The organism is Polaribacter sp. MED152 (assembly GCF_000152945.2).
Taxonomy (GTDB): domain Bacteria; phylum Bacteroidota; class Bacteroidia; order Flavobacteriales; family Flavobacteriaceae; genus Polaribacter.
This window is the reverse complement of the sequence record NC_020830.1, coordinates 742,182-767,718: the sequence shown is the minus strand read 5'-3', so window position 1 is coordinate 767,718 and position 25,537 is coordinate 742,182. Positions and strand designations below refer to the sequence as shown.

The following is a 25,537-nucleotide window of genomic DNA, read 5'->3' as shown; positions in this document are numbered from 1 at the left end:
AGACAGAAATTTACTGAAAAGGTTTAATTAAAAAAAAAATTAGTTTCTAGTTCTAGAATACCCAAAAAGTCTTTTTTGCTTAATAGTTTCTGCAATACCTTCAGGTAACATAGCTTCCCAACCTTTTTCACCATTCATGATCATTTTTAAAACGGTTCTAGAAAAGATGTCTAAGATGCCTTTATCAAAGCCTTTAATGTCTAAAAGTTTACCATTGTTTTTAAAGAATTTGTACAATTCTTTCATTCTCGGATGTACTTTTAAGTTATCGCTATTAATAAATTCGTCAGAATCTTGATCATGATAAGGATACATGTACACCTTTAAGTCTCTATAGAATAATTTACCAAATGCCTCTAAAATTCCACCACTTAAATCTCTGTAGTATTTTTCATCGAAAATTTGAATTAAGTTGTAAACACCCATTGCAAGTGCCATTCTTTCTTTAGTAAATTCACTAAAATATTCAACCAGTTTAAAGTATTGTTGAAAGCTGGTAATCATTACATTTTGCCCTAAAGAACAAAGTAATTCAGCTCTATCTAAAAAGTCTCTTTCATTAATTTTACCTTCTGCAGAAAGGTTACTTAACGTAATTTCGAAAATAACTTGAGTTTTACTTTCTTCAACCTTGTTTTCCTGTAAGAACATCTTTTTAGATTGCTCATACATATCCATATTAACTTTAGTTACTGGTCTAAAACTACCTCTTAAAGCTAAAATATTCTTTTTGTATAATACTTGTGCAGGCAATAAGTTATTTCCATCAGGCCCAAACATAACAGCATTTGTCATTCCGTTTTTAAGCAATTGTAAACTCATTAACCTGTTGTCTACATACATAAAACGTGGTCCAGAGAAATTAATCATATCAATTTCTAGCTGATGATTTCCTAAGTTATGATAAAATGATTTTACCAATTCTTTTGGATTATCATTTAAATAAAAAGCACCATAAATTAAGTTTACACCTAATACACCCAAGGTTTCTTGCTGCAAACGAGCATCTGTTTCTTTAAAACGAAGGTGAAGTACAATTTCATTATAATCTTCTAAAGGATCTAACTGAAAACGGATACCAACCCAACCATGTCCTTTAAATTTTCTAGCAAAATCAATCGTTGTAACAGTATTTGCATAACTGAAAAATAACTTATCAGGATGTTTTTGTCTGCTAAGTCTATCTTCCATTAGATTAATTTCATGACCTAACATTTTCTTTAAACGAGATTCAGTAACGTATCTATTGTCGCTTTCAACTCCGTAAATAGCATCAGAAAAATCTTTATCATAAGCACTCATTGCTTTAGCAATAGTACCAGATGCAGCTCCAGATCTAAAGAAATTACGCGCAGTTTCTTGACCTGCCCCAATTTCTGCAAAAGTTCCGTAAATATCTGAGTTTAAATTAATTCTTAATGCTTTACTTTTAGTAGTAGGTACACTACTAATTTCTTGATCTCCCTTTAAAGAAATTGCCATTTAATTTTGTGTTTTAATCTTAAACAAATGTACTAAATAAGATAGCTATCAGTCAATTTTTATCTTATTTTTGTTAGCAATGAAAAAAGCTAAAAAACAACTTGAAATAACGTTTCTTGGTACAGGTACTTCACAAGGTATACCTATGATTGCAAGTAAAGATCCTGTATGTTTATCTGATGATGTAAAAGACAAACGATTACGCTCTTCTATTTTAATTTCTTGGGATGATGTGTCTTATGTAATTGATTGTGGCCCAGACTTTAGGCAACAAATGATTAGAGAAGATGTACAGTTGGTTAATGGAGTTTTATTTACTCACGAACATGCAGATCATACAGCTGGTCTAGATGATTTAAGGCCCTATTGCTATAAAATAGGAGAGATGCCTATTTATTTAAATGCACGAACTTTAAAAAGTTTAGAACAACGTTTTGAGTATATTTTTAGCAAAGAAAACAGGTATCCAGGAGCACCAAGTGTTGAGCCTACTATTGTAGATAAGGATCCGTTTTTTATAAATGATGTAACCATAATTCCTTTAGAAGTTATGCATGGTCGATTGCCTGTTACTTCATACCGAATTCAGGATTTTGCTTACCTAACAGATGTTAAGTTTGTGGTAGAAGAAGAAAAAAAGAAATTACAAAATTTAGATGTTTTAGTAGTAAATGCTTTACGAATAGAAGAACATCCAACTCACTTTAACTTGCAAGAAGCTTTAGATTTTGTTGCAGAATTAAAACCAAAAAGAACTTATTTTACGCATATAAGTCACAAATTGGGCTTTCATGAAGAAGTGTCTAATAATTTACCCGAAAACGTTTTTCTAGCTTTTGATGGCCTAAAAATTACTGTGTAGCCTTTCGTAGTTTTAATTTTAGTGTATATTTGTTTGTAGAGCTATTGTTTACAAGACTTTAGTTTTATTTATAAAACAAAAATTAGTCCAAACAAAATTATATAATTCATGGCAAAAACAACTGAAAACAATCAAGAACCAGTTGCTAATCAGCAGATTGATACTAGAATAGCTGCAGTAAGAGATCTTATTTTTGGTGAAAATATTCAACAATACAATTCTGAATTTGAAGATGTATACAACAGAATCAAATCTTTAGAGGAAGCTTCACAAAAAAGTTTAGCAGATTCTGTAGCTAGTATAGAAAGTAAATTGGCTGATTTAGAAAGTTTGGTAGATCATAAATTTCAAGATTTAAATGATGATTTAGATAAGAAATTAGCTGATTTAGATGATGAAAAAGCAGATAGAAGAAAATTAGGTAAAGCCTTAGAGAAAATTGCATTGATGTTGCAAGAATAAATGGAAGAAACGACTTTAGACCATAAAGCAGAAAATCGTTTTGAATTACTTAAAGAACTTTTATTAACAGAAGATAGGCAAGAATTTGAATCTTTAAGACTAAAATATTTAGAGAAAGATCAAATTAAAAAAGAGGTAAAACCTGTTATTGATGAACAGATTAAAGACCTAAAAGATAACTTTCCTCTTCATTTTGGAGACCAAGTTACAAATGCTATTAAAGTTCAAATAAGAGAGTCTCAAGACGAAGTTGTAGAAGCACTTTATCCTATTATGGGTAAATTGGTTAAGAAGTTTATTGTCGCAGAAATTACCAAATTGTCAGATAATATTAATGAAACTATTAATAATAAATTTTCATTATCACATATTATAAAACGATTGTTTAAGGGTAAAAGAACAGATGCAGAAGATGTTTTTCAAGAAGTTTTTGAGCCAACCATAGAAGAAGTTTTTATTATTGAAGAAAATTCTGGCCTATTAATAGGTAGTTACTCTAGAGGAAATATTGCAGATAAAGATATGGTTTCTGGTATGCTAACAGCAATTAAATCTTTTGTAGAAGATGCTTTTTCTAAAGAAGGTCAAGATTTAGAAGATATAAAATTCGAGACTTTTCAGCTATCAATGGCCAATTATAACTCAATTTATATAGCAACTGCAACATCTGGAGTAATAAATAGAGAATTTAAGGAAGAATTGTCTGAGAATATTAATACTTTAGCAGACAAAATATTAAGAGATCGAAGTTTTTTGAAAGATGAACTAAGATTAAACAAACTAATAGAAACAACCCTTATAGAAATCGAAGATTAGCATATAAACTTATAAATGATTGCAAAAAAAGTTTTATTGGTTGGAAATTTTGGAGTAGGAAAAACTTCATTGATAAGAAGATTCGTTTTAAACGAGTTTTCTGAAGACTATATTAGTACAATTGGAGTAAGAGTAAGTACCAAAATTTTAAACGTAGAAGAAGAAGAAATGAAGCTTCTTATTTGGGATGTTGCTGGTACTAGTGATGATGAAAAAATTCCAAAAGCTTATTTCTTAGGTGCTAGTGCTGCCATGTATGTTTTCGATTTAAACAGAGAAGAAACTTATATTAATGTAGATGCTAAAATTCAAGAATTAAAAGAAATATCTGGTTTAGATACTATTTTATTGGTTGGTAATAAGAAAGATTTATTATCAGATGAAAGAATTGAAGAAATTAGAGCTACATGTCCTTTGCCTATTAACGCAATCACTAGTGCAAAAGATAACGATAGTGTAGAAGAAGCATTTAGAGAGATTGTTGTTCAATCATTAAAATAAATATATTGGAAGCTTCTAAGATAGACGATATATTTATAGACTTAATAACCGATTTTAGTGGACTTATTATTAAGGTTATTAAAGGTAAATTTTTAGACCAAGATTTTAAACTAGGTCAATCTATTTTTGATACTTGCCCTTTTTTAGAAGTTACTTTACAGTCTTTACCAGATAGCGAATTATTTGTAATTGAGAGCATGCTAATTGTTTCTGAAGGCAGAGAATTCAATGTAGATTTAGAGCTTTTCAAATCCACAGAAAATATTTCAATCATTATTCACAATAGATCTAATGTTTACAAGTCTGTAAATCATTTAAATCAAAGTAGAAATGATTTATATTTCTTAAAAAGAGAAATAGCAGAAAAAAACAAAGAACTTATTAGACTTCGTGAAATTGCAGATAAAGCAAATTCAGAAAAATCTCGATTTTTAGCAATGATGAGTCATGAAGTTCGTAACCCTTTAAATGTAATTTTAGGATACACAGAGCTAATCAATAAAGAAGAAACTTCCTTGATGGCTCAAGAGTATTTAAAATACATTACCATTTCTGGTCGTAACTTAAAGGTAATTGTAGATGATATTTTAGATTTATCTAGGGTAGAAGCAGGTAAGCTTGTTTTGGCAAGTGAGCCAATGAGTATTTCATCTATTATTGAGCAAATAAAAAATAATTATCAAGGTAGTCATAAAGATTTAGATATTGAACTAGAATTTAATGTTTCAGATAATCTGCCAGAAGAAGTTTTGGGAGATGATGTACGTTTAATTCAAATACTTACCAACTTAATAAATAACTCTATAAAATTTACACCAAGAGGAACTGTAACTACCTCTGTAGAATTACTTTTTTCTGACACAGACAAAGCTTTAATTTCTTTTAAAGTAAAAGATACAGGTAGAGGAATGACGCCTGAACAAGCTGATAAAATCTTTGATGAATATCAGCAAAATAGGTTAAGTGACAATAGAATGCATAATGGAGTTGGTTTAGGTTTATCAATTGTAAAAAGGTTGGTAGATGTTATGGAAGGTAGAATTAAAGTAGATAGTTTAAAAAACTATGGTACTACAATTTCTATTGATATTCCATTTAAATTAGATGCTAATGCAGATTCTAGAATTGCTGGTGTTTCTGATGATAATTCAGCTGTTTCTTTAAAAGGTAAAAAGGTTTTAGTTGCAGATGATAACTTTTTGAATTTAAGTATTGTATCTCACATTTTAGATAAAGAAGAAGCAGAACACACTTTGGTTAAAGATGGTATAGAAGCTATTTCTGCCATGAATAAAAGTACTTTTGACATTGTTCTTTTAGATATTAATATGCCAAACTTAAAAGGTGATGAGCTTATTAAGCGTAAAGAAGAAATGAAGCAATCTAATTCAGAGATTCCTTTTTTAGCTTTAACAGCCAACAACTCTAAAGAAGATATAGAAATATATAAAGGTTTAGGTTTTGCAGGTGTTATACCTAAACCATTTACAGCTATTCAGTTTGTAGAGATCTTAAAAAGTCATTTATAAGACTTTTATAGTCTATCTTCAATCCAACTTTTAAAACTATAAAAATTCTGAGGTGCTACTCCATGACCAACTTTATACTCAGAATAAACACTTTCTAAATTTAAGCTATCTAAAAAAGGTTTGCTTTTTCTAGCCCAATCAATTGGTAAAACCTGATCTACAATTCCATGAGAAATGTAGTAATCTGTTTTTATGTTTGTGGGTATGTTATCTGGTAATAAATCAACATTTATATAACCACTTAAAGCAATAACATGATTTACTTTGTTTGGGTAAAATAAACTTAGTGAATAACTTAGAATAGCTCCTTGACTAAAACCTAATAAAAAAGTTTTATTTGGGTTTGTATTGTATTTTGTTTTTACATCATCTATAAAAATTGCAATTTTATCTATAGATTCTTTAGCTTGTTTTAAATCAGAAAATTTACCATTTACATTATCAAAATTAATGGCATACCATGCGTAACCTCCATAACCCATTTCAATCGGTGCTTGTGCACTTATTATTAAAAGTTCTTTAGGTAATTCCTCTGCAAAAGAAAATAAGTCCTCTTTATTACTTCCATATCCATGTAGTAAAATTAACAAAGGTGGATTTTCAGATTTTACTAATGGTTCTCTAACAATGTGTTCTAGATTCATAATTTTAACGAATTCTAAATTTAAATTTGATTAAACCAATCTTGAAAATATTCACCTACATAAGGTACTAACTTTTCTTCTCCTTTAATAGCACCAAATAATGATATTAGCCAGCCAACGAAAAGTAAAATTCCAACAATCCAGCCTGCAGTATCTCCTAAATAAGCATACACTACAACTCCGTTTAAAAATTGGGCTAAATTCATTCCTATCATTTGTCTTAAGTAAAAGCTGGTAAAATAATTCTTCTTATTTAGGTTCATTACAAACCCTATTACTAATCCTACAATCCAAAAATGACAAATAATTGCTGCTAGTTTACCTTCTTTTACATCTTGTTCGTTATTGATAACTTCCATGTGTTTATTTTAGAGTTAATTGGTTGTTTGCATAAATACCATAAACTTCTCCTTTTAATTTTTTACCCACAAAAGGACTGTTTTTAGAGGTTGATGCTATATGTTTATCTGTAAAAATGAAGTTGTTATCAGGATTAAATAAAGTGATATCTACCTTATTATCTTCCTTAATGCTTGTAGATTCTAATCCAAAAATAGCTCTAGGTTTTGTGGTTAAAGCATTTATCAAATCATCTAAATCTAAAACAGTATTAGTGGCAGGGAATAAAGTTTCTAAACCAATTACACCATCTTTAGCTTCACTAAATTCTACTTTTTTATGTTCAATGTCTATTGGGTTGTGGTCTGATGTAATGATATCAATCACTCCAGATTTTATACCTTTTACTAATGCTTTTCTGTCTTTGTCTGTTCTTAATGGTGGATTTGTTTTAAATCTACTATCAAAACCATGTAATTCATTATCTGTAAGTGTTAAGTGATGAGCTGATACACTGCAGGTTACTTGCAAGCCTTTCATTTTAGCTTCCTTTATTAAATCTACAGATTTTGCTGTAGAAATTGTAGGTATGTGTAGCTTGCCTCCAGTATATTCAAGTAAAAATAAATCTCTATCAATTTGAATATGTTCTGCTAGAGTAGGTGTTCCTTTCAAGCCTAATTTAGTGCTATTAATTCCTTCATTAACAATTCCTTCTCCAGAAATTGAATTATTTTTTGGAAAACTAAGCACTAAACCATCAAAGTTTTGAGCATACAAAAGTGCAACTTTCATTAAATTATCACTCTCAACAGGTTTATTGTAGTCAGAAAAAGCAATAGCTCCAGATTGTTGCATATCATATAATTCGGCTAATTCTTTCCCTTCACTTTTTTGAGTTAAAGCTGCAATTGGGTATAAAGTTACTCCAGAATTTCTAGCTTTATTAATCAAATACTCCACATCAGATTTTGAGTCAATTACAGGGTTAGTATTAGAATTTACAGCTATAGCTGTAAAACCACTTTCAGCAGCAACCTTTAAACCATTAGCTATTGTTTCTCTTTCTTCAAAACCAGGCTCTCCCAAAGAAACGCTAGTATCAAACCATCCACAAGAAATATGTAAATTTTCTAATTCAATAATATTAGTTGTATCATCTGCAGAAATTGAATCTGAAATTTTTTCAATGATTCCATTATTAATTAAAATGTCTTTTTGCTGATGATGATAAGGACTTGAAGCATCTACAATAGTTGCGTTTTTTAGAAGCGTACTCATGTTTTATAGAATTTTAAAATCAAAATTTCTAGTAGCAAAGATACAATTGCCAAGGTTAAAAACCATTTCCAAAGCCATTGAACTTCGTTTTTTTCGTTAATTTCTTTAAAAACAGAAGTTATGCTGTCTTCTATTTTAATATTTTTATTTGTCTCTTTTAGTAATTTTAAATCAAGAAAATTTAATAAACTCTCTTGTTTAGGATTGTTATAAGCTAAAGTTTGCAAAGTATCTTTATCTTTTAAAACAAAGTAAAATCCAGCAGAAACTGGTGTGTCTTCTGTAACGATACTAACTTTGTTTTGGTAGGTTTGTTGTATGGGAATAAAGGTTGATGCTTGGTTGGACATTGTTAAAATATGATCTTTCTCTAAACTTACATTTACATCAATCTTGTTTTCTTCATTTAAATAATAGTATAATTCTGAATTTTGATAACTTAATTTTCCAAAATTGTAGAAAACAGGCACAATTAAGGGTGAATTTAAGAAGTTACTATTTTCTTTGGATAGTGAACTTGATAATAAGTACAAATTACCATTAGAGCCTTTAATTTCTGATATAAATGATAATTTGTTTTCAAAATCTATAATTGAACTACTATTTGAGCCTTTAATAGGGAAGTAGCTATTTACTTTTGGAAATTGAAAATTCTTCACATTTTTAGAAAAAACATTTTTAAAAAGTGGGTGGTCAAAATTTATAGAAGTGATTTTTAAAGTATCCGAAATTTTCGATTGTAATTTTGTTTTACCAAATTTAGAAAGCAGCAAATTATAGGAATTCAAATTTGAATTTGAATTCGGAATTAAAACTAAAGTGCCTCCTTTTTCAGAAAATGTATTTAAACTGTTTATTAAAATTTGAGGTAAATTTTCTAATTCATTTAGAATGATAATATCTTGATTTTCGAAAGAATTATAATTGGTGTTTTTTGCTGTTGATGATATAAAATTAAACTCCTCTTTTGCGTAGATTTTAGATAAGTATTCAGTTCCTTTTCCAATGCTTAAAACATTAATTTTTTTAGCATTGTTTAGTGAAAAATAAAATGTGTTGTCAAACAGAAAAGTATCGTTAAAAGTTATCTCAATTTTACCTAGCTGAATTGGTTTGTCTTGAAGTGTGAATTCAATTTTCTTTTGTGTGTTTTCTTCTATTGAAAAAGCTTGTTTGCTTAAAGGTTCTTTGTTGTTAAATATTGCAATAGGAACGTTGTTTTTTGCTTCACCCTGATTTTTTATAATAACATTTACAGTAAGGTTATTGTTGGTTCTTCCAGAAATAAAAACACTGTCAATAGAAAGGTTGGTTTTTGTGCTGGCATTCACTTTTATAGCAGAAGTACTGGGTGTTACATTTGTAAACTCGTTAATGTAAGTATTCTGAAAATCAGATATTAAAATAACTTCATCTAAATCTTTAGTTTCGGCTTTGTTTTTTGACTGTATTTTTAAGAGAATATTGCTTTTTTTAGCTTCTTGGCTATTTATTTCTAATGATAAGAGCTTATTTTTAAGCGCTGAATAGTCTAAATTTTGAAAGAAATCTGAATTAGTTTGTAATGAATAAATAGCATTTTTAGGAGTATTTTCAATTACCTCTTGCACCGAAATTTTAAACAGATTCCCTCTCTCTCCTTTCGTGTTTAAACTAGAAGAATTATCCAAATAAATGAAAAATTGGTTATCTTTCTTATCATTTTTTTTACCTAAATAGGGTTGAGAAAATGCAAAAAGTATCGCTGAAAATAATAGTAATCTATTGGCTAATATTAACCATTTTTTTAGGCTTGAACTCTTTCTACTTTGTTGCTCTATTTTTTGTAAAAAAGCAACATTTGTAAATGGTACTTTTTTAAATTTTTGTAGCTGAAAAAGATGCACTAAAATTGGTATAATTAAGAGTGCTAGAAAATATAAAATTTCAGGATTTTGGAATTGCATTTACTTAGTATTTTGCAGATTTTCCATTCGATAAACTGTTGCTTATAAAAGTTCTCAAATCATCATTTGCTTTTTGTAAATCTTCGTTTCTTAGATACATCATATGGCCACTTCTGTATCCTTTAAAATAAAATCTATCTTTCATTTTTCCACTAGGATCAGTTTTCCACATCGTATATTTTGCACCAAAATAGGTTGTGGCACCATCATAATATCCAGACTGTATGAGTACTTTTAAGTACGGATTTTGAGCCATTGCCTGTCTTAATCCTTCTCTAACGTTATTGTTTCTATTGTCCCAGGGAGAAACAGAGCCGAAAACATTGTATTTAACATCGGTTTTAAAGTTTAATTCTTCTCTGATATAGTAATTTATGGCTGGAGTAAAAGAATGTAGCCAAGAGGTTATCTCTGAGTTATAATCTGTACTTGCCCCAGATTCTTTTTTGTCTACTCCAAGATATCTAGAATCTAATCTTCCAATTGTTTGACCTGATTTATCACGTAACAACTCTTTCCAAAAGAAGCTTGGAGATACCTCTAAATTGTTTTGTAATATTACTTTTGTTTTTAATCCTGAATAATAGCCCATTTTTTTGGCAACAGAGTTTTTTTCTAAGTCTGAAATAAATCCTCCTTTTGAAATGGCTGGTAGTAATGTGTTAATTGCAAAATCTTCGGCTTCTGGTAAAATTTGGTTTAAGTCCTTGTTTTGCAATTCAGGGCTAAGCATTTTATGATACCAAGCAGCAGCTGTAAAATAAGGTAAGTTAATTGCATAATCTACAGAACCTTCTGTTCTTAGCACTTTATAATCTGCAGGAGAAACCATAATTACTCCATTCAAATACATCCATTGTCTGTTTTGAAGTTCTGCAGCTAAGCCCATAACTCTTGTTCCTCCATAACTTTCTCCAATAATATATTTAGGAGATTTCCATCTGTTGTTTCTAGTGATAAAGGTATTTAACCAACTTGCAAGGTATTTTACATCTGCATTAATTCCGAAAAATTGAGACTTATCTAATTTTTCTCCTTTTGCCAATACTGGTCTAGAATAGCCAGTATTTACTGGGTTTACATAAACAATATCAGCCACATCTAATATTGAATTAGGATTGTCTTTAACGCCATAAGGTTGCACAGGAAATCCTTCATCATCAATTTTTAGAACTTTTGGTCCAGTATATGCAATATGCATCCAAACTGATGCAGATCCTGGTCCACCATTAAAAGACATAATGATAGGTCTGTTTTCATCATTTTTAACATCGCTTCTTTTGTAGTAAGTATAATATAAAGAGGCTATAATTTTTCCATTATCATTCCAAACAGGTTGCATGCCTGTTGTGGCTTTATAAGGTACATTTTTACCTTTAATTACTACAGAGTTGTTTGTAACAACCATGGTGTCTAAAGGTATTCTATGATCTTGGGCTTGATAAGAAAAGTGTACAGCTAACGCTATTAAAAAGATTAGTTTTTTCATAATGAATTAGATTAGAGAATCTAATTTATTACAAATAAAAAGAACTAAAAAAACTTGTTAACTACTTATTAAAACTTTTCGAAAACACCCAAACCAAATAACGCAAAGTCATATTTTACTGGATCTTTAGCATCTAATTTTCGAAGATTTTTATCAAGCTCAGTTAATGCTTTCCAATCATTTTGTTTTCTGGTAAGTAACTTTAGTTTTCTGGCTACATTCCCTGAATGAACATCTAATGGGCAAGAAAGGTTTGCAGGATTATGACTAGGCCAAATTCCGAAATCTACTCCAGCTTTGTCATTTCTTACCATCCATCTTAAAAACATATTAATACGTTTTGCTGCAGAATTTTTTAAAGGATCTGAAACATGTTTTAAGGTTCTACTTTCATGATTTATTTCAAAAAACATTTGTTTAAAACTATGGATGGCAGTTTGATAATTATTTGAATTATCTTTGATGTTTAGCGCACTTTCTAGCCCATTATGATTCTTGTAAATATGTTTCAGTGATTTTATAAATTGCTTAAAATCAATTGAATTGTAGGTTCTGTGGACAAAATTATTTAAGTTTTCTAAATCTTTTTCTTCATGATTTATTACAAAATCATAAGGAGCATCATCTAGCAATTGCATCATTTTTTTTGCATTCTTGATGATCATTGTTCTGTTACCCCAAGAAATGGTTGCAGCTAAAAAACCAGCAATTTCAATATCTTCTTTTTTGTGAAATAAATGTGGAATTTGAATCGGATCAGAATCAATAAACTTTGGATTGTTGTATTGCTGAACTTTTTCGTCTAAGAAAATTTTTAAATCTTTTTTCCTCATTTAACTAGTAAGTTGAGAAAGAAACAAGCATTAAAATAGCGTTATAACAGCCATGCAAAGCCATGCTCCAAACCAAACCAAAACGTATTCTAATAAATCCGAAATAACCGCCAACTAGCAATTGAGGTAAAACTAAAATCGGTGAAAGAAGTAGAACATTAGTAGTGATATCAAAATTTGTGATATGAACTAAACCAAATAAAATGGTAAAAACATAAAAAGCAATTCTAAATTGATTCTTCTTTTTAAAAGCTGTTAAAGGTGCTCTAAATATTAATTCTTCAAAAACAGGTGCTATAATTGCTGCAAATAAAAATATTATGGGTTTAGAAAGTTTCTTCATTAAATCTTCCATAGCATGGTTTTGCATGTCTACAAATCCTAAACTTTCAATAAGAATAAAAAGAGGTGATATTAAGAAACCAGTTGCCAAACATATTAATAATAATGAAATGAATTTTTTAATTCTATAACTAAAATCAATATTTTGGTCTTCTTCAAGAATTGGGTTCTTAAAATAAATAAAAAGCTCTTTTAGAGTTTCGATCATAAAATTATGTTGGATTTTTAAGATATTTTACCATCTTTCATTGTTAATTTTCTATCAGCCATATTTGCAAGTTCCTCATTATGAGTTACTAAAACAAAAGTTTGACCAAATTCGTCTCTTAGTTTAAAAAAGAGTTCATGAAGATTTTTAGCAGAAGTACTATCTAAATTTCCACTAGGTTCATCTGCCAAAACAATAGATGGATTGTTAATTAAAGCTCTAGCCACAGCAACTCTTTGCTGCTCACCACCAGAAAGTTCGCTAGGTTTATGGTTTATTCTATGTGACAAACCCAAAAAGGTTAGCAATTCCTTGGCTCTGTTTTCTACATCTTTCTTTTCTTTTTTTGCAATAAAACCAGGAATGCATACATTCTCTAAGGCAGTAAATTCTGGTAATAGTTGGTGGAATTGAAATATAAAACCAATATGTTCATTTCTAAATTTAGAAAGTGCTTTGTCGCTCAAATTTTTTAAAGAAGTATTATTGATTTGTAACTCGAAATCTTGCTCTTTAATAGGTTGATCTAAGGTGCCTAAAATCTGTAAAAGCGTAGTTTTACCAGCTCCTGAAGGCCCAACAATGGCTACAATTTCTCCTTTCTTAATTTCTAAATCTAAGCCTTTTAAAACTTCTACATCACCATAATATTTATGGATGTTTTTTGTAACTATCATAGGTTGCATATCGAAATACGAATTTATGAAAAAACGGATATACTTTTATTGTATACCCGTTTTTATTTAAAGTTGGGGAACCTATTTAAAATATTTTCTTCAATTTATTGTAATCAATAAAATATACAAATCGAACTGAAAATGTATGTCTTTGTGATTGTTCAAATAAATTGTCTAGATTTTCAAAAAAAGTAAGTTCAGATTGTGTATCTAAATTAAATATTGAATTTCTATAAAAAGCTATTAATTGACTTCCAGGTGCAAATTGCCAAATGTAGTTTAAGTCTAAATTCCAGCTATTGAAGTTTACATCTTCACCAATATATGAGTTATTAGCATCTAAACCACCTTCACTATTTAAATTGTAATATGCATTATATTTTACATCACTCCAATAATGTCTAAAGCTTAATGATAAAGAAGAATTTGTACTGAAGCTGTATTTACCTGAAATGGTATTGGTATAACTTTTACGATCTCTCATTCCAAAAATAATATTGTTTGATGTTTCATTTACATAACCTTGATCGTCATTTGTTTTATTATAATTTAAACGATAACGTAATGAAAATTGATTGTTAAAACGATATCTGGGAGCAAGGCTAAACCCAAAACCTTGCTTTGGGTTATTGGTATAGCCTGAATAATATCCGTTTGCGTCTAAGGCTAATTTTTTTTGAGAGTTGGTAGAAATATAGCCATTAACATTCATTCTTTCTGGTTGTAAAAAATAAACTCCACTAGTAGTTCCTTGTCTTGGTTCAAAAAAGTCTTTTTGTTCAGAGCCATAATTTAAGTTTCCACCAAAAGAGAATCTTTTAACAGTTTGTGCATTGTAGTTTAAACCAGAATTGAATCCTGTAAATAAGCCAGAGAAATGTTGAAAATTGGTTTGGCTATAAAAATTGAAATTATACCTATTAAAGTTTTTGGTGGGTTGTAAAGTTCGCCAACCTGCATTATTATAAAAGGTTTGTTGGTCATTACTAAATAGAATTCCTAAATCATTCGGATTGAAATCTTTGTTTTCAAAATTATAACCTAACTCCCAATACCAATGTCCAGAGTTGTATCCAAAACTGTTGTCAAAAGTGTAACCTGTATTTGGATTATTCACATCATCAGAAATATTACTCATTCTAAAAGAACCATCAACATTGTATTTACTATCCTTGGTTTCTATATGCCAATCTAAAGCGGTTACATTTGCATCTCTAAATCTACCATCTCTTGTAACATTTGTATTAATTAAAGATACAGTAGAGTTTTGGTTGAATTGCTGATCTAACACCAAAATGTTGTAGTTGGTAAAAGGATCTATGACTTCTTCTCTTACATCACCTGTAGTATTATCTCTAATAGTGACATTTGTTTTTTCTGTAATGGCATTAAAAAAACCAATACCTAGCCCTTTTTTGGTTCTTCCAGATATTTTAATTGCATTAATCATAGTTACTTTTCTAGGATAATCTATAATTTCTTCATTAGTAGTTAAAGTACTAGAAACATTAAATTGATCAATTGGGGCAGCCCCAATTCTTCTCGAGTAAAATAAGTTGGCAATATTAAACAGTTCTGTACCTTCAGTAAAAAACTGTCTTTGTTCTGTAAATCGCTGTTCAAAAGGCCCTAGATTTAGTACAACATCGTCAAATCCAACTTGACTAAAATCTGGAATTAAAGTAGCATCTAATGTAAAGTTTTCTGTAATACCATATTTAATGTCCATTCCAACACTCCAGTCAAACTCGGTATTTCCTTCAAAAGTATTTGTGGTGGCTGAAGCATATGGGTATAAATTTAATCTTGTTGATGGTTTAATGTTTCTAAAATCTTCAATAAGACCATCATATTGTGTCCATCTTCCAACAGAATTATCAATGTGCGTCCAAGTATGTTGTTCGTTTAATTTTTCTAGTCTTCTGTGAAAATTAAATCCCCAAGATTGTACAGGTCTATTTGCAAAACGAATAGCTCTGTAAGGTATTTCTATTTCTGCGTTCCAACCTTTATCTGTAATTATAGCAGCACTTGCCCAAACTGCACTCCAATTAAAATCTTCATTTCCGTTAGAAATTTTGGCATCTAATTGGTTACCTGTTGCTTGTATTATAAACTCAAAAGGATTTTGGCCATCATCATTTGGATTTATTGTTATTAGAAAAAAATCTGCAATAGAAAAATTGTCTCTAACTGCAAATTCTTTTGGTATACCTTCAGGATCAGGATCTAGCATTTCTGCAGAAATATATACAGCATCATCATCGTAAACAACTCTAACTGTAGTTTGATATTCTGCAGGAACTAAAACTCCGTTAGCGGGTCTAAAAATTACAAAGTCTGTAGCTAATTCAGCATTTTTCCAAGCCTCATCATTTAAAACACCATCAATTTTAGGTGCTTTACTAACTCTTGTAGTTTTAATTGTTTTTCTGTCCTTTTGATTTTGTGCATTTACCTGTTGCAATAGAAATACTGCAAAAAGAAGCATAGAAATTTTTTGTAACATGTATTTTTTGGTTGATTTGTTGTTACGCTATCTTAAAATTAATAGGAGGATTTTAAAGGATTTGTAACTATAAGTAAAGACACTGTAATATTTCAAGTGTGACAAAAATGGACTGTTAATTAATTCTTAAAAGCATATTAAAATAATTTTCAGAGGCATTTTTAGTATCATTTTAACAAAATCTACTTCCAGAATTCTAGAAAATAATAAGAATTGATTTTATTTTATTTTTTTTAAAAAACTTTAGTTGCTTTCTCTATTGAATTTGTATTTTTGTTTACGTTTTTTAAAAGGATACAAATGAACTTACACGAATATCAAGGAAAAGAAATATTAAATAGTTTTGGTGTTAGAATTCAAAGAGGAATTGTAGCAAGTACACCAATTGAAGCTGTTGCAGCTGCTAAGAAATTAACTGAAGAAACAGGCACAGGTTGGCATGTTATTAAAGCTCAGGTTCATGCAGGTGGACGTGGAAAAGGTGGTGGAGTAAAGCTAGCTAAGAATTTAGAGCAAGTAGAAAGCATTGCTGATGATATTTTAGGTATGATGTTAATTACACCTCAAACTTCTGCAGAAGGTAAGTTGGTTAATCAAGTTTTAGTTGCTGAAGATGTATATTATCCTGGAGATTCTGAGCCAGAAGAATATTATATGTCTGTTTTATTAAATAGAGCAACTGGTAAAAACATGATTATGTATTCTACAGAAGGTGGAATGGATATTGAAACTGTTGCAGAAGAAACTCCGCATTTAATTTTTACAGAAGAAATAGATCCGTTATTAGGTTTAATGCCATTTCAAGCAAGAAAAGTTGCTTTTAACTTAGGTTTATCTGGTACAGCATTTAAAGAAATGACAAAATTCGTTTCTGCTTTATATACTGCATATATTAAATCAGATTCTTCAATGTTTGAAATTAATCCAGTATTAAAAACTTCTGATGACAAAATAATGGCTGTTGATGCTAAAGTTTCTTTAGATGAAAATGCACTATTTAGACATAAAGATTATGCAGCAATGCGTGATTTAAGAGAGGAAAATCCTATTGAAGTAGAAGCTAAAGCTGCAGGTTTAAACTACGTAGATTTAGATGGTAATGTTGGTTGTATGGTTAATGGTGCTGGTTTAGCAATGGGAACTATGGATTTAATTAAAGAATCTGGAGGAGAGCCTGCAAACTTTTTAGATGTAGGTGGTACTGCAGATGCACAAAGAGTTGAAACTGCTTTTGGTATCATTTTAAAAGATGAAAACGTAAAAGCAATTTTAGTAAATATTTTTGGAGGTATTGTACGTTGTGATAGAGTAGCGCAAGGTGTTGTAGATGCGTACCAAAGTATGGGAGATAAAATTACAGTTCCAATTATTTGTAGATTACAAGGTACTAATGCTAAAGAAGCAAAAGAATTAATAGACAATTCTGGAATGGAAATTATTTCTGCTACAGAATTTCAAGAAGCAGCAGATAAAGTTGCTGAAGTTTTAGAAGCTTAATATTTAAGTTTATATATAATAAAAAACCTCGCTTTTGCGAGGTTTTTTATTTATGAGAAATTTAGTTTTAAACTTGCTCTTTTAAAACTGCAATTTCATCTCTTAATTGTGCTGCTACAATAAAGTCTAAACTTTTAGCTGCAGCTTCCATTTGTTTACGTTTTTTACGAATTCTATCTTGTATTTCTTCTTTAGGTAAGTATTGTAATTCTTGTTCTGCAGCTTTTGTAATGGCATTATCATAATGAAAACTAGAAACAGCAGATTTGGTTAAAGTATCTTCAATTTTCTTATTAATTTGTGTAGGTACTCTATTATGTTTGGTGTTGTAAGCAATTTGAATTTCTCTTCTCCTCTCTGTTTCATCTATGGTTTTTTGCATACTGTCCGTAATTTTATCAGCATACATAATAGCCAAACCATTTACGTTTCTTGCAGCTCTACCTACAGTTTGCGTTAACGATTTATTGTTACGTAAAAAACCTTCTTTATCAGCATCCAAAATGGCTACTAAAGATACTTCTGGTAAATCTAACCCTTCTCTTAAAAGGTTTACACCAATTAAAACATCAAACAAACCTTTACGCAAATCTTGCATTATTTCTACACGTTCTAGAGTATCTACATCAGAATGTATGTATCTACAACGAATATCAACCCTAGTTAAATATTTTGTTAACTCTTCAGCCATACGTTTTGTTAGTGTTGTTACTAAAGTACGCTCGTCTTTTTCTACCCTAACTTGAATTTCTTCGATTAAATCATCTATTTGATTTAAGCTTGGTCTTACCTCAATAGGTGGATCTAATAAACCTGTTGGTCTAATAATTTGCTCTACAAAAACACCTTCTGATTTTTGTAATTCGTAATCTGCAGGTGTTGCAGAAACAAATATGGTTTGATTTTGTATGGCTTCAAACTCATCAAACTTTAAAGGTCTATTATCCATAGCTGCAGGCAATCTAAAACCATATTCAACTAAGTTCTCTTTTCTACTTCTATCTCCACCATACATGGCATGTGTTTGTGGTACTGTAACATGACTTTCATCTATTACCATTAAGTAATCATCAGGAAAGTAGTCCAATAAACAGAAAGGTCTTGTACCTGGTTCACGTCCATCTAAATAGCGAGAATAGTTTTCAATACCAGAACAATACCCCAACTCACGAATCATTTCTAAATCGAATTCGGTTCTTTCTTCTAATCGTTTTGCTTCTAGAGGTTTCCCTATTTCTTTAAAATAGTTAACCTGTTTTACCATATCTTCTTGTATCTGGTGAATAGCATCTTGAAGTACATCAGGAGAGGTAACAAATAAGTTTGCAGGATATATGGTTAAATGTTCAAATTTTTCAATTACAGTATTATTCTCTAAATCAAAAGCTTCAATTTCTTCTATTTCGTCACCAAAAAAATGAACACGATATCCATTATCTCCATAAGAAGGGTATATAGTTACAACATCACCCTTTACTTTAAATTTTCCACTTTTTATTTCAATTTCGGTTCTAGAATACAAACTAGTAACCAATTGATGTAAAAATGTGGTTCTAGATATTTGTTGACCAACTCTAACAGGAATAACATTTTTCTTAAATTCAGTAGGATTTCCAATACCATACAAACAAGAAACCGATGCTACTACCAAAACATCTCTTCTACCTGAAAGTAGAGAGGAAGTAGTGCTTAAACGCAAACGCTCAATATCTTCATTGATTGATAAATCTTTTTCGATATACGTACCTGAAACAGGAATGTAAGCCTCTGGTTGATAATAATCATAGTAAGAAACAAAATACTCCACAGCATTTTCTGGAAAAAACTGTTTGAACTCAGAATACAATTGAGCCGCTAAAGTTTTATTATGAGCCAAAATCAAGGTTGGTTTTTTTACCTCTTTTACAACATTAGCAATGGTAAAGGTTTTACCTGAACCTGTAACCCCTAAAAGTGTTTGAAATTTCTCATTTTGTTTAACACCTTCAGAAAGTTGTTTTATTGCTTCTGGTTGATCTCCAGTAGGAGAAAATTCCGATTTTATCTTAAATTGCATACTGTAAAAATACGCATACTTAAAGACTATAAAAAATAGAAAATTTTAAAATTGAAGTTAAATTTTGACAGCCATTCTAATTGTTTTATTTTAGAGTATGGATTTATTTTCTTCAGAAAAAATTAAGAATATTTTACCTTTTGATGGTGTAACCAATTATCATGGTATTGTATTAAATAAAGAGCAATGCGATTTTTATTTTGATGTATTAATGCAGAAAATCAATTGGAAAAATGACGAGGCTATTATTTTTGGTAAACGCATTATAACTAAAAGAAAAGTAGCTTGGTATGGAGAATCAGAATATTCTTATACCTATTCTAAAGTTACCAAAAAGGCAAATCTGTGGATTAAGGAGTTGTTAGATTTGAAAGATATTGTTGAAAAAGAAAGCAATGAAACGTATAATTCTTGCTTACTAAATTTATATCACTCAGGAGATGAAGGCATGGCTTATCATTCAGATGGAGAAAAAATGATGAAAAAAGATGGTGCAATAGCTTCTTTATCTTTAGGGGCTGAGCGGAAATTTTCTTTTAAACATAAAGAGAATAAACAAAGAATAGATATTGTTTTAGAAAGAGGCAGCTTGTTAGTTATGAAACAGGGAACACAAACAAATTGGTTGCATAGATTACCACCCACTAAAAAAGTAAATTCACCTCGAATTAATTTAACCTTTAGAACAATAGAATTATAACTGTTTGTCTATTTTTGCACAAAATAATTTCTTTGGATACTAACAATCAAAAATCTACAAACCTAAATAAGTACATCAGTTCATCTGGAATTTGTTCTAGAAGAGAAGCTGAAAAATTTATTAAAGAAGGTAGGGTAACTCTTAATGGCAAAGCCACACAACTTGGCAATAGAGTAACCAAGAAGGATGTTGTAAAACTAGATGGTAGAGTAGTAAAACCAAAAGATGTAACGATTTACATTGCTTTAAATAAACCTGTAGGGATTGTTTCTACCACAGATGGTAGAGAACCAAATAATATTGTAAAGCACATTAATTATCCTGAGCGTTTATTTCCTATAGGACGTTTAGATAAACCCTCTGAAGGCTTAATTTTCTTAACCAATGATGGTGATATTGTAAATAAGATTTTAAGAGCTGGTAACAATCACGAAAAAGAATATTTTGTAACTGTAAACAAATCAATCACAGAAGATTTTATAGAAAAAATGGGGAATGGAATTCCTATTTTAGGAACAGTTACTCAAAAGTGTTTGGTAGAAAAAGTAAACGATAAAATCTTTAAAATAATTCTTACTCAAGGTTTAAATAGGCAAATTCGTAGAATGTGTGAATATTTAGACTATGAAGTTACCAAGTTAAAGCGAACAAGAATAATGAATGTAGAGTTGGGGTATCTACAAACTGGCGACTGGCGTGAATTAACTGAAGAAGAGATGAATGAAATTAATAAAATGATTTCAACGTCATCTAAAACAGAAGAGGCCTCAAAAATTAAAGAAAAGCCTAAAGCTAAAAAGCCAAAAAAGAAACTTGCACCCACTAAAAACGATTTCAATAGAAAGAGCGCATCTTTTAGAAAATCATCACCCAAAAATAAAAGAAAAAACACCTCATTTTCTTCTAAAAGAAAAAGGAGGTAAGTAAATCTAAATCCCTTTTAAAATTAGGATTTATTTAATTTTTCAATTCTTAAATAGTACTATCTTTGCCCACAATGAAATTCGATTTAAAACTTACAGATCCTAAAAGTCAAGCTAGAGCAGGATCTATTACTACAGCTCATGGAGTTATTGAGACTCCTATTTTTATGCCTGTAGGTACAGTTGGTACTGTAAAAGGTGTTCATCAAACTGAGTTAAAAAATGATATCAATCCAGATATTATTTTAGGTAACACCTATCATTTATATTTAAGACCAAAGTTAGATATCTTAGAAAAAGCTGGTGGTTTGCATAAGTTCATGAATTGGGATAGAAATATCTTAACAGATTCTGGTGGTTACCAAGTTTATTCTTTGTCTGGTAGAAGAAAAATTAATGAAGAAGGTGTAAAGTTTAAAAGTCATATTGATGGTTCTATGCACTTTTTTACGCCGGAAAATGTAATGGAAACACAGAGAACTATTGGTGCAGATTTCATTATGGCTTTTGATGAGTGTACACCTTATCCTTGTGATTATAATTACGCAAAACGATCTATGCATATGACACATAGATGGTTAAAAAGATGTATAAATCATTTAGATGGTTTGCCATACAAATATGGTTTTGAGCAAACTTTTATGCCAATTGTTCAAGGAAGTACATATAAAGATTTAAGAAGGCAATCTGCTGAATACATTGCAAATTCAGATCAAAAAGCGAATGCAATTGGTGGTCTTTCTGTTGGTGAGCCTGCAGAAGAAATGTATGCAATGACAGAGGTTGTTACAGAAATTTTACCAGAAGATAAGCCTCGTTATTTAATGGGTGTAGGTACACCAATTAATATTTTAGAAAATATTGCCTTAGGTATAGACATGTTCGATTGTGTTATGCCTACTAGAAATGCAAGAAATGGTATGTTGTTTACTGCTCATGGCTCAATAAACATCAAGAATAAGAAGTGGGCAGAAGATTTTTCGCCAATAGATGAAATGGGTATTACTTCTGTAGATACTATGTATTCTAAAGCTTATTTACGTCACTTATTTGTGGCTAAAGAAATGTTAGGTAAACAAATAGCCTCTATACACAATTTAGGTTTTTATGTTTGGTTAACTCGTGAAGCAAGAAAACATATTATTGCTGGTGATTTTAGAGAATGGAAAGATATGATGGTAAAACAAATGGATAAACGTTTGTAATTTGAAGATTTTAGATTGGTACATATTAAAACGATTTTTGGTAACCTTTTTGTTTACCTTGTTAATATTGATTCCAATTGCTATTGCTATTGATATAGCAGAAAAAATTGATAATTTTTTAGAGCATCAAGATTTAGGTTTTCTACAAATTGTAGATGAGTATTACATCAATTTTATAATCTATTACGCCAACACTTTTATGCCATTGGCGTTGTTTATTGCTGTAATTTTATTTACCTCTAAACTATCTAACAACACTGAAATTATTGCAATTAACAATGCTAAAATTTCATTTACACGATTTTTATTTCCTTATTTTATAGGTGCTACATTAATTACCTTATTGTCATTGGCAATGAATCATTTTGTGGTTCCAAGTAGTAGTAAAATTCGAAAGAAATTTGAACTGACTTATATTAAAAATAAGCGTCAGAATCAAGAGTTTAAATACATAAGTGATTTTAGTTTACAACTCACAGATAGTACCTATATTTTTATTAGAAATTTTAACACGCAAAGTAATGCTGGTTATGATTTTACATCTGAAGTTTATGATGGTTTAACAATGAAATCTAAATTGGTAGCAGACAATATTAGGTATAATGATAAAGATTCTACTTTCGCACTTCAAAACTGGAGGTTAAGAAAAATTTACGACGATAAAGACAGTATATTTTCAGGTAATAAAATTGATACTGTATTTAATTTTACACCTAGAGATTTAATATATAAATCAGCTTTGTCTCAAGAAATGCCTTCTGATGAATTGCTAAAATTTATTGAAATTTCAGAAAAAAGAGGAGTTAAAAATTTAAATGCTTACTTAGTAGAATTTCATAAAAGAACTAGTTTGCCAATAGCTTCTTATGTACTTACCATAATTGCAGTAGCTTTAGCATTTAGAAAGAGAAGAGGAGGTACAGGAGTAAATTTAGCAATAGGTGTAGGTATGATGTTCATCTATGTTTTTCTTTTAAAAATATCTGAAGTTTTAGGTGCTGTTGCAGGTGTTAACTCATTTATATATGTTTGGATGCCAAATATCTTTTTCGGTTCTATTGCTCTTTATTTGTATTTAAATGCAAGAAAATAAGCTTAAAAATTACCTTTTACTTCATTTTATAGTATTTATTTGGGGTTTTACTGCCATTTTAGGAGCATTAATCACTATCGACGCTATTCCTTTAGTTTTCTTTAGAATGGGTTTGGCTGTTCTTTTTATAGCTCTCTATTTTTTGATAAAGAAAAAGTCCTTTTATCTAGATAAAACAGGTGTGTTTAAGTTTTTAATAACAGGAGTAATTATTGCCACTCATTGGATTTTCTTTTTCAAAGCTATAAAAGTATCTAACGTTTCTGTTGCCTTGGTTACTATGAGTACAGGTGCTTTCTTTACTTCTTTAATAGAACCTGTTTTTTTTAAAAGAAGAATTAAATCCTTAGAATTAATTCTTGGGCTTTTTGTAATTGTAGGCTTATATATCATTTTTAATTTTGAGAGCCAATATCAACTAGGTATTATTTATGCCCTAATTTCTTCATTTCTAGGTTCACTGTTTGCAGTGTTAAATGGCCTGTTTGTTAAAAAATATGATGAGAATAGAATATCTCTTTATCAGCTTTTATTCGGAACTTTATTTGTGTTTATTTATCTAGTAATTAATGGCCAAATAACACTAGAATTTTTTGTCTTGCAAAAGATGGATTGGTTCTATCTCTTTGTATTAAGTAGCATTTGTACTGCCTATGCTTTTATAGCTTCTGTTAAGGTTATGAAATACATATCTCCTTATACAGTAATGCTTACCATCAATTTAGAGCCAATTTATGCTATTATTTTAGCTCTTTTTATTTTTGGTGATAAAGAAAAAATGAATCCAGAATTTTACTTGGGTGCAGCCATTGTTTTAGGTGTGGTTTTAGCAAATGGGGTTATTAAAAACCAAGCAACTTTGAAACAAAAGTTGAAGCGAAAGATGGGCTCAAAAAAGTAATTCCTTTTGGTGTAAAAAAGCAAATTTTGTAGTATGTTTGTTTATTCTATTAACTAAATCAAAATAACTAAAAATGGAATATTTAGATTTTGAAATGCCGATTAAAGAGCTTGAAGAACAATTAGAAAAGTGTCAGATAATTGGTGAAGAAAGTGATGTTGATGTTACTGCAACTTGCAAAAAGATTGAGAAAAAACTAGTGGACGCTAGAAAAAATATATATAAAAATTTAACTCCTTGGCAAAGAGTTCAATTATCTAGACACCCAAATAGACCTTATACTTTAGATTATATTAAAGCAATTTGTGGAGATACTTTTATGGAGCTTCATGGAGATAGAAATGTAAAAGATGACAAAGCCATGATTGGTGGTTTAGGTAAAATTGGTGATCAATCTTTTATGTTTATTGGGCAACAAAAGGGTTTCAATACCAAAACTCGTCAATACAGAAATTTTGGTATGGCAAACCCAGAAGGATATCGTAAAGCTTTACGTTTAATGAAAATGGCAGAGAAATTTAGTATTCCTGTTGTTACTTTATTAGATACACCTGGAGCTTACCCTGGTTTAGAAGCAGAAGAAAGAGGTCAAGGTGAAGCTATTGCTAGAAATATCTTAGAAATGACTCGTTTAAAAACACCTATTATTACTATTGTAATTGGTGAAGGAGCTTCTGGAGGTGCATTAGGAATAGGAGTAGGAGATAGAGTATATATGATGGAAAATACATGGTATACTGTTATATCACCTGAATCTTGTTCATCAATTTTATGGAGAAGTTGGGAATTTAAAGAGCAAGCAGCAGAAGCTTTAAAATTAACAGGTTCAGATATGAAGCGTTTAAAGTTAATAGATGCTATTATAAAAGAACCAATTGGAGGTGCACATTCAGATAGAGAAGGGGCTTTTAAAGCGGTTGAACAGCAAATAGTAAAAGCTTTTGATCAACTTAAAGATTTAACTCCTGCAGATTTAGTGTCTAAAAGAATGGACAAATATGCAGATATGGGTGTATATAAAGAATAGGTTAAAATAATCTAACATAAAAAAAGCGAAATTCTATTTAGAATTTCGCTTTTTTTGTACATCCAATTTTTAGTAAATCCACAGTTGAATTGCATTCGTCTTTAGTAAATTGTTATTCAACTTCGATACTAGTTGTAAACTTTATTTGGGTTGTATCTTTGAGTAAAAGTAAAAGATATTAAAGTTAATTATCTGATACTTATTCATTAATCCCT

General features: G+C 29.9%; 23 protein-coding genes. 12 read left to right on the top strand and 11 right to left on the bottom strand.

Translation table 11 applies throughout. The features are described 5' to 3' along the window. Window positions 1–39: 39 nt before the first annotated feature. Window positions 40–1,482, bottom strand: a complete 1,443-nt coding sequence (locus tag MED152_RS03515) for a hypothetical protein (protein WP_015480480.1) — start codon at window positions 1,480–1,482, stop codon at window positions 40–42. Window positions 1,483–1,561: 79 nt separating this feature from the next. On the opposite strand from MED152_RS03515, the gene MED152_RS03510 reads away from it, so the two are divergent. The 5 genes from MED152_RS03510 to MED152_RS03490 all read left to right on the top strand — a co-directional run bounded on the left by MED152_RS03510 (window position 1,562) and on the right by MED152_RS03490 (window position 5,652). Further along, window positions 1,562–2,344, top strand: a complete 783-nt coding sequence (locus tag MED152_RS03510) for an MBL fold metallo-hydrolase (protein ID WP_015480479.1) — start codon at window positions 1,562–1,564, stop codon at window positions 2,342–2,344. Between the two features lie 108 nt (window positions 2,345–2,452). Continuing rightward, window positions 2,453–2,806 carry a hypothetical protein gene (locus tag MED152_RS03505; protein WP_015480478.1) on the top strand — a complete coding sequence of 118 codons (354 nt, stop codon included), beginning with the start codon at window positions 2,453–2,455 and terminating at the stop codon, window positions 2,804–2,806. Then, window positions 2,807–3,622, top strand: coding sequence for a hypothetical protein (locus MED152_RS03500; protein ID WP_015480477.1), 816 nt, complete (start codon window positions 2,807–2,809; stop codon window positions 3,620–3,622). It abuts the gene before it with no gap. A gap of 15 nt (window positions 3,623–3,637) precedes the next feature. After that, window positions 3,638–4,123 (top strand): Rab family GTPase, encoded by a 486-nt coding sequence (locus MED152_RS03495; protein ID WP_015480476.1) that lies wholly within the window; start codon window positions 3,638–3,640, stop codon window positions 4,121–4,123. Between the two features lie 5 nt (window positions 4,124–4,128). Continuing rightward, window positions 4,129–5,652 (top strand): ATP-binding protein, encoded by a 1,524-nt coding sequence (locus MED152_RS03490; RefSeq protein ID WP_015480475.1) that lies wholly within the window; start codon window positions 4,129–4,131, stop codon window positions 5,650–5,652. 5 nt (window positions 5,653–5,657) lie between these two features. Here the strand turns inward: MED152_RS03490 and MED152_RS03485 are convergent, their stop codons facing one another. From MED152_RS03485 to MED152_RS03445, 9 genes are all read right to left on the bottom strand, one after another. Next, entirely contained in the window at window positions 5,658–6,296 is a 639-nt protein-coding gene (locus MED152_RS03485; RefSeq protein ID WP_015480474.1) for an alpha/beta hydrolase, read from the bottom strand. A gap of 20 nt (window positions 6,297–6,316) precedes the next feature. Continuing rightward, window positions 6,317–6,655, bottom strand: coding sequence for a hypothetical protein (locus MED152_RS03480; RefSeq protein WP_015480473.1), 339 nt, complete (start codon window positions 6,653–6,655; stop codon window positions 6,317–6,319). Between the two features lie 4 nt (window positions 6,656–6,659). Further along, complete coding sequence (locus tag MED152_RS03475) at window positions 6,660–7,916, bottom strand: dihydroorotase family protein (RefSeq protein WP_015480472.1); 1,257 nt, start codon at window positions 7,914–7,916, stop codon at window positions 6,660–6,662. Further along, the gene (locus tag MED152_RS03470) at window positions 7,913–9,862 is read right to left on the bottom strand and encodes a BatA domain-containing protein (RefSeq protein ID WP_015480471.1); all 1,950 of its coding nucleotides are present in this window, start codon (window positions 9,860–9,862) and stop codon (window positions 7,913–7,915) included. The genes MED152_RS03475 and MED152_RS03470 overlap by 4 nt, the downstream gene beginning before the upstream one ends. Before the next feature lie 4 nt (window positions 9,863–9,866). Continuing rightward, window positions 9,867–11,351, bottom strand: coding sequence for a S10 family peptidase (locus MED152_RS03465; RefSeq protein WP_015480470.1), 1,485 nt, complete (start codon window positions 11,349–11,351; stop codon window positions 9,867–9,869). Window positions 11,352–11,419: 68 nt separating this feature from the next. Further along, window positions 11,420–12,184 carry a TIGR02757 family protein gene (locus MED152_RS03460; protein ID WP_015480469.1) on the bottom strand — a complete coding sequence of 255 codons (765 nt, stop codon included), beginning with the start codon at window positions 12,182–12,184 and terminating at the stop codon, window positions 11,420–11,422. A 4-nt stretch (window positions 12,185–12,188) separates the two neighbouring features. Beyond that, window positions 12,189–12,734: a CPBP family intramembrane glutamic endopeptidase gene (locus tag MED152_RS03455; protein ID WP_015480468.1), complete on the bottom strand. Its 546-nt coding sequence runs from the start codon at window positions 12,732–12,734 to the stop codon at window positions 12,189–12,191. 17 nt (window positions 12,735–12,751) lie between these two features. Beyond that, window positions 12,752–13,411, bottom strand: a complete 660-nt coding sequence (locus MED152_RS03450; protein WP_041383839.1) for an ABC transporter ATP-binding protein — start codon at window positions 13,409–13,411, stop codon at window positions 12,752–12,754. Between the two features lie 85 nt (window positions 13,412–13,496). Beyond that, window positions 13,497–15,920 carry a DUF5916 domain-containing protein gene (locus MED152_RS03445; RefSeq protein WP_015480466.1) on the bottom strand — a complete coding sequence of 808 codons (2,424 nt, stop codon included), beginning with the start codon at window positions 15,918–15,920 and terminating at the stop codon, window positions 13,497–13,499. A 300-nt stretch (window positions 15,921–16,220) separates the two neighbouring features. Here MED152_RS03445 and sucC point away from each other — a divergent pair, with 300 nt between their 5' ends. Then, window positions 16,221–17,417 (top strand): ADP-forming succinate--CoA ligase subunit beta, encoded by a 1,197-nt coding sequence (gene sucC / locus MED152_RS03440; RefSeq protein ID WP_015480465.1) that lies wholly within the window; start codon window positions 16,221–16,223, stop codon window positions 17,415–17,417. A gap of 67 nt (window positions 17,418–17,484) precedes the next feature. Here the strand turns inward: sucC and uvrB are convergent, their stop codons facing one another. Then, a complete protein-coding gene (gene uvrB, locus MED152_RS03435; protein ID WP_015480464.1) occupies window positions 17,485–19,473 on the bottom strand; it encodes an excinuclease ABC subunit UvrB in 1,989 nt (662 codons plus the stop codon). 97 nt (window positions 19,474–19,570) lie between these two features. Between uvrB and MED152_RS03430 the strand changes: the two genes are divergently transcribed. The 6 genes from MED152_RS03430 (at window position 19,571) to MED152_RS03405 (ending at window position 25,322) form a co-directional block, all read left to right on the top strand. Next, window positions 19,571–20,173, top strand: coding sequence for an alpha-ketoglutarate-dependent dioxygenase AlkB (locus tag MED152_RS03430; RefSeq protein WP_015480463.1), 603 nt, complete (start codon window positions 19,571–19,573; stop codon window positions 20,171–20,173). A 32-nt stretch (window positions 20,174–20,205) separates the two neighbouring features. After that, window positions 20,206–21,096 carry a 23S rRNA pseudouridine(2604) synthase RluF gene (rluF, locus tag MED152_RS03425; RefSeq protein ID WP_015480462.1) on the top strand — a complete coding sequence of 297 codons (891 nt, stop codon included), beginning with the start codon at window positions 20,206–20,208 and terminating at the stop codon, window positions 21,094–21,096. 74 nt (window positions 21,097–21,170) lie between these two features. Further along, entirely contained in the window at window positions 21,171–22,301 is a 1,131-nt protein-coding gene (tgt, locus tag MED152_RS03420) for a tRNA guanosine(34) transglycosylase Tgt (protein WP_015480461.1), read from the top strand. A 1-nt stretch (window position 22,302) separates the two neighbouring features. Further along, window positions 22,303–23,394, top strand: a complete 1,092-nt coding sequence (locus MED152_RS03415) for an LptF/LptG family permease (protein WP_187288766.1) — start codon at window positions 22,303–22,305, stop codon at window positions 23,392–23,394. Continuing rightward, window positions 23,381–24,295: a DMT family transporter gene (locus tag MED152_RS03410; protein ID WP_015480459.1), complete on the top strand. Its 915-nt coding sequence runs from the start codon at window positions 23,381–23,383 to the stop codon at window positions 24,293–24,295. The genes MED152_RS03415 and MED152_RS03410 overlap by 14 nt, the downstream gene beginning before the upstream one ends. A 73-nt stretch (window positions 24,296–24,368) precedes the next feature. Beyond that, window positions 24,369–25,322: an acetyl-CoA carboxylase carboxyltransferase subunit alpha gene (locus MED152_RS03405; protein ID WP_015480458.1), complete on the top strand. Its 954-nt coding sequence runs from the start codon at window positions 24,369–24,371 to the stop codon at window positions 25,320–25,322. Window positions 25,323–25,537 lie beyond the last annotated feature (215 nt).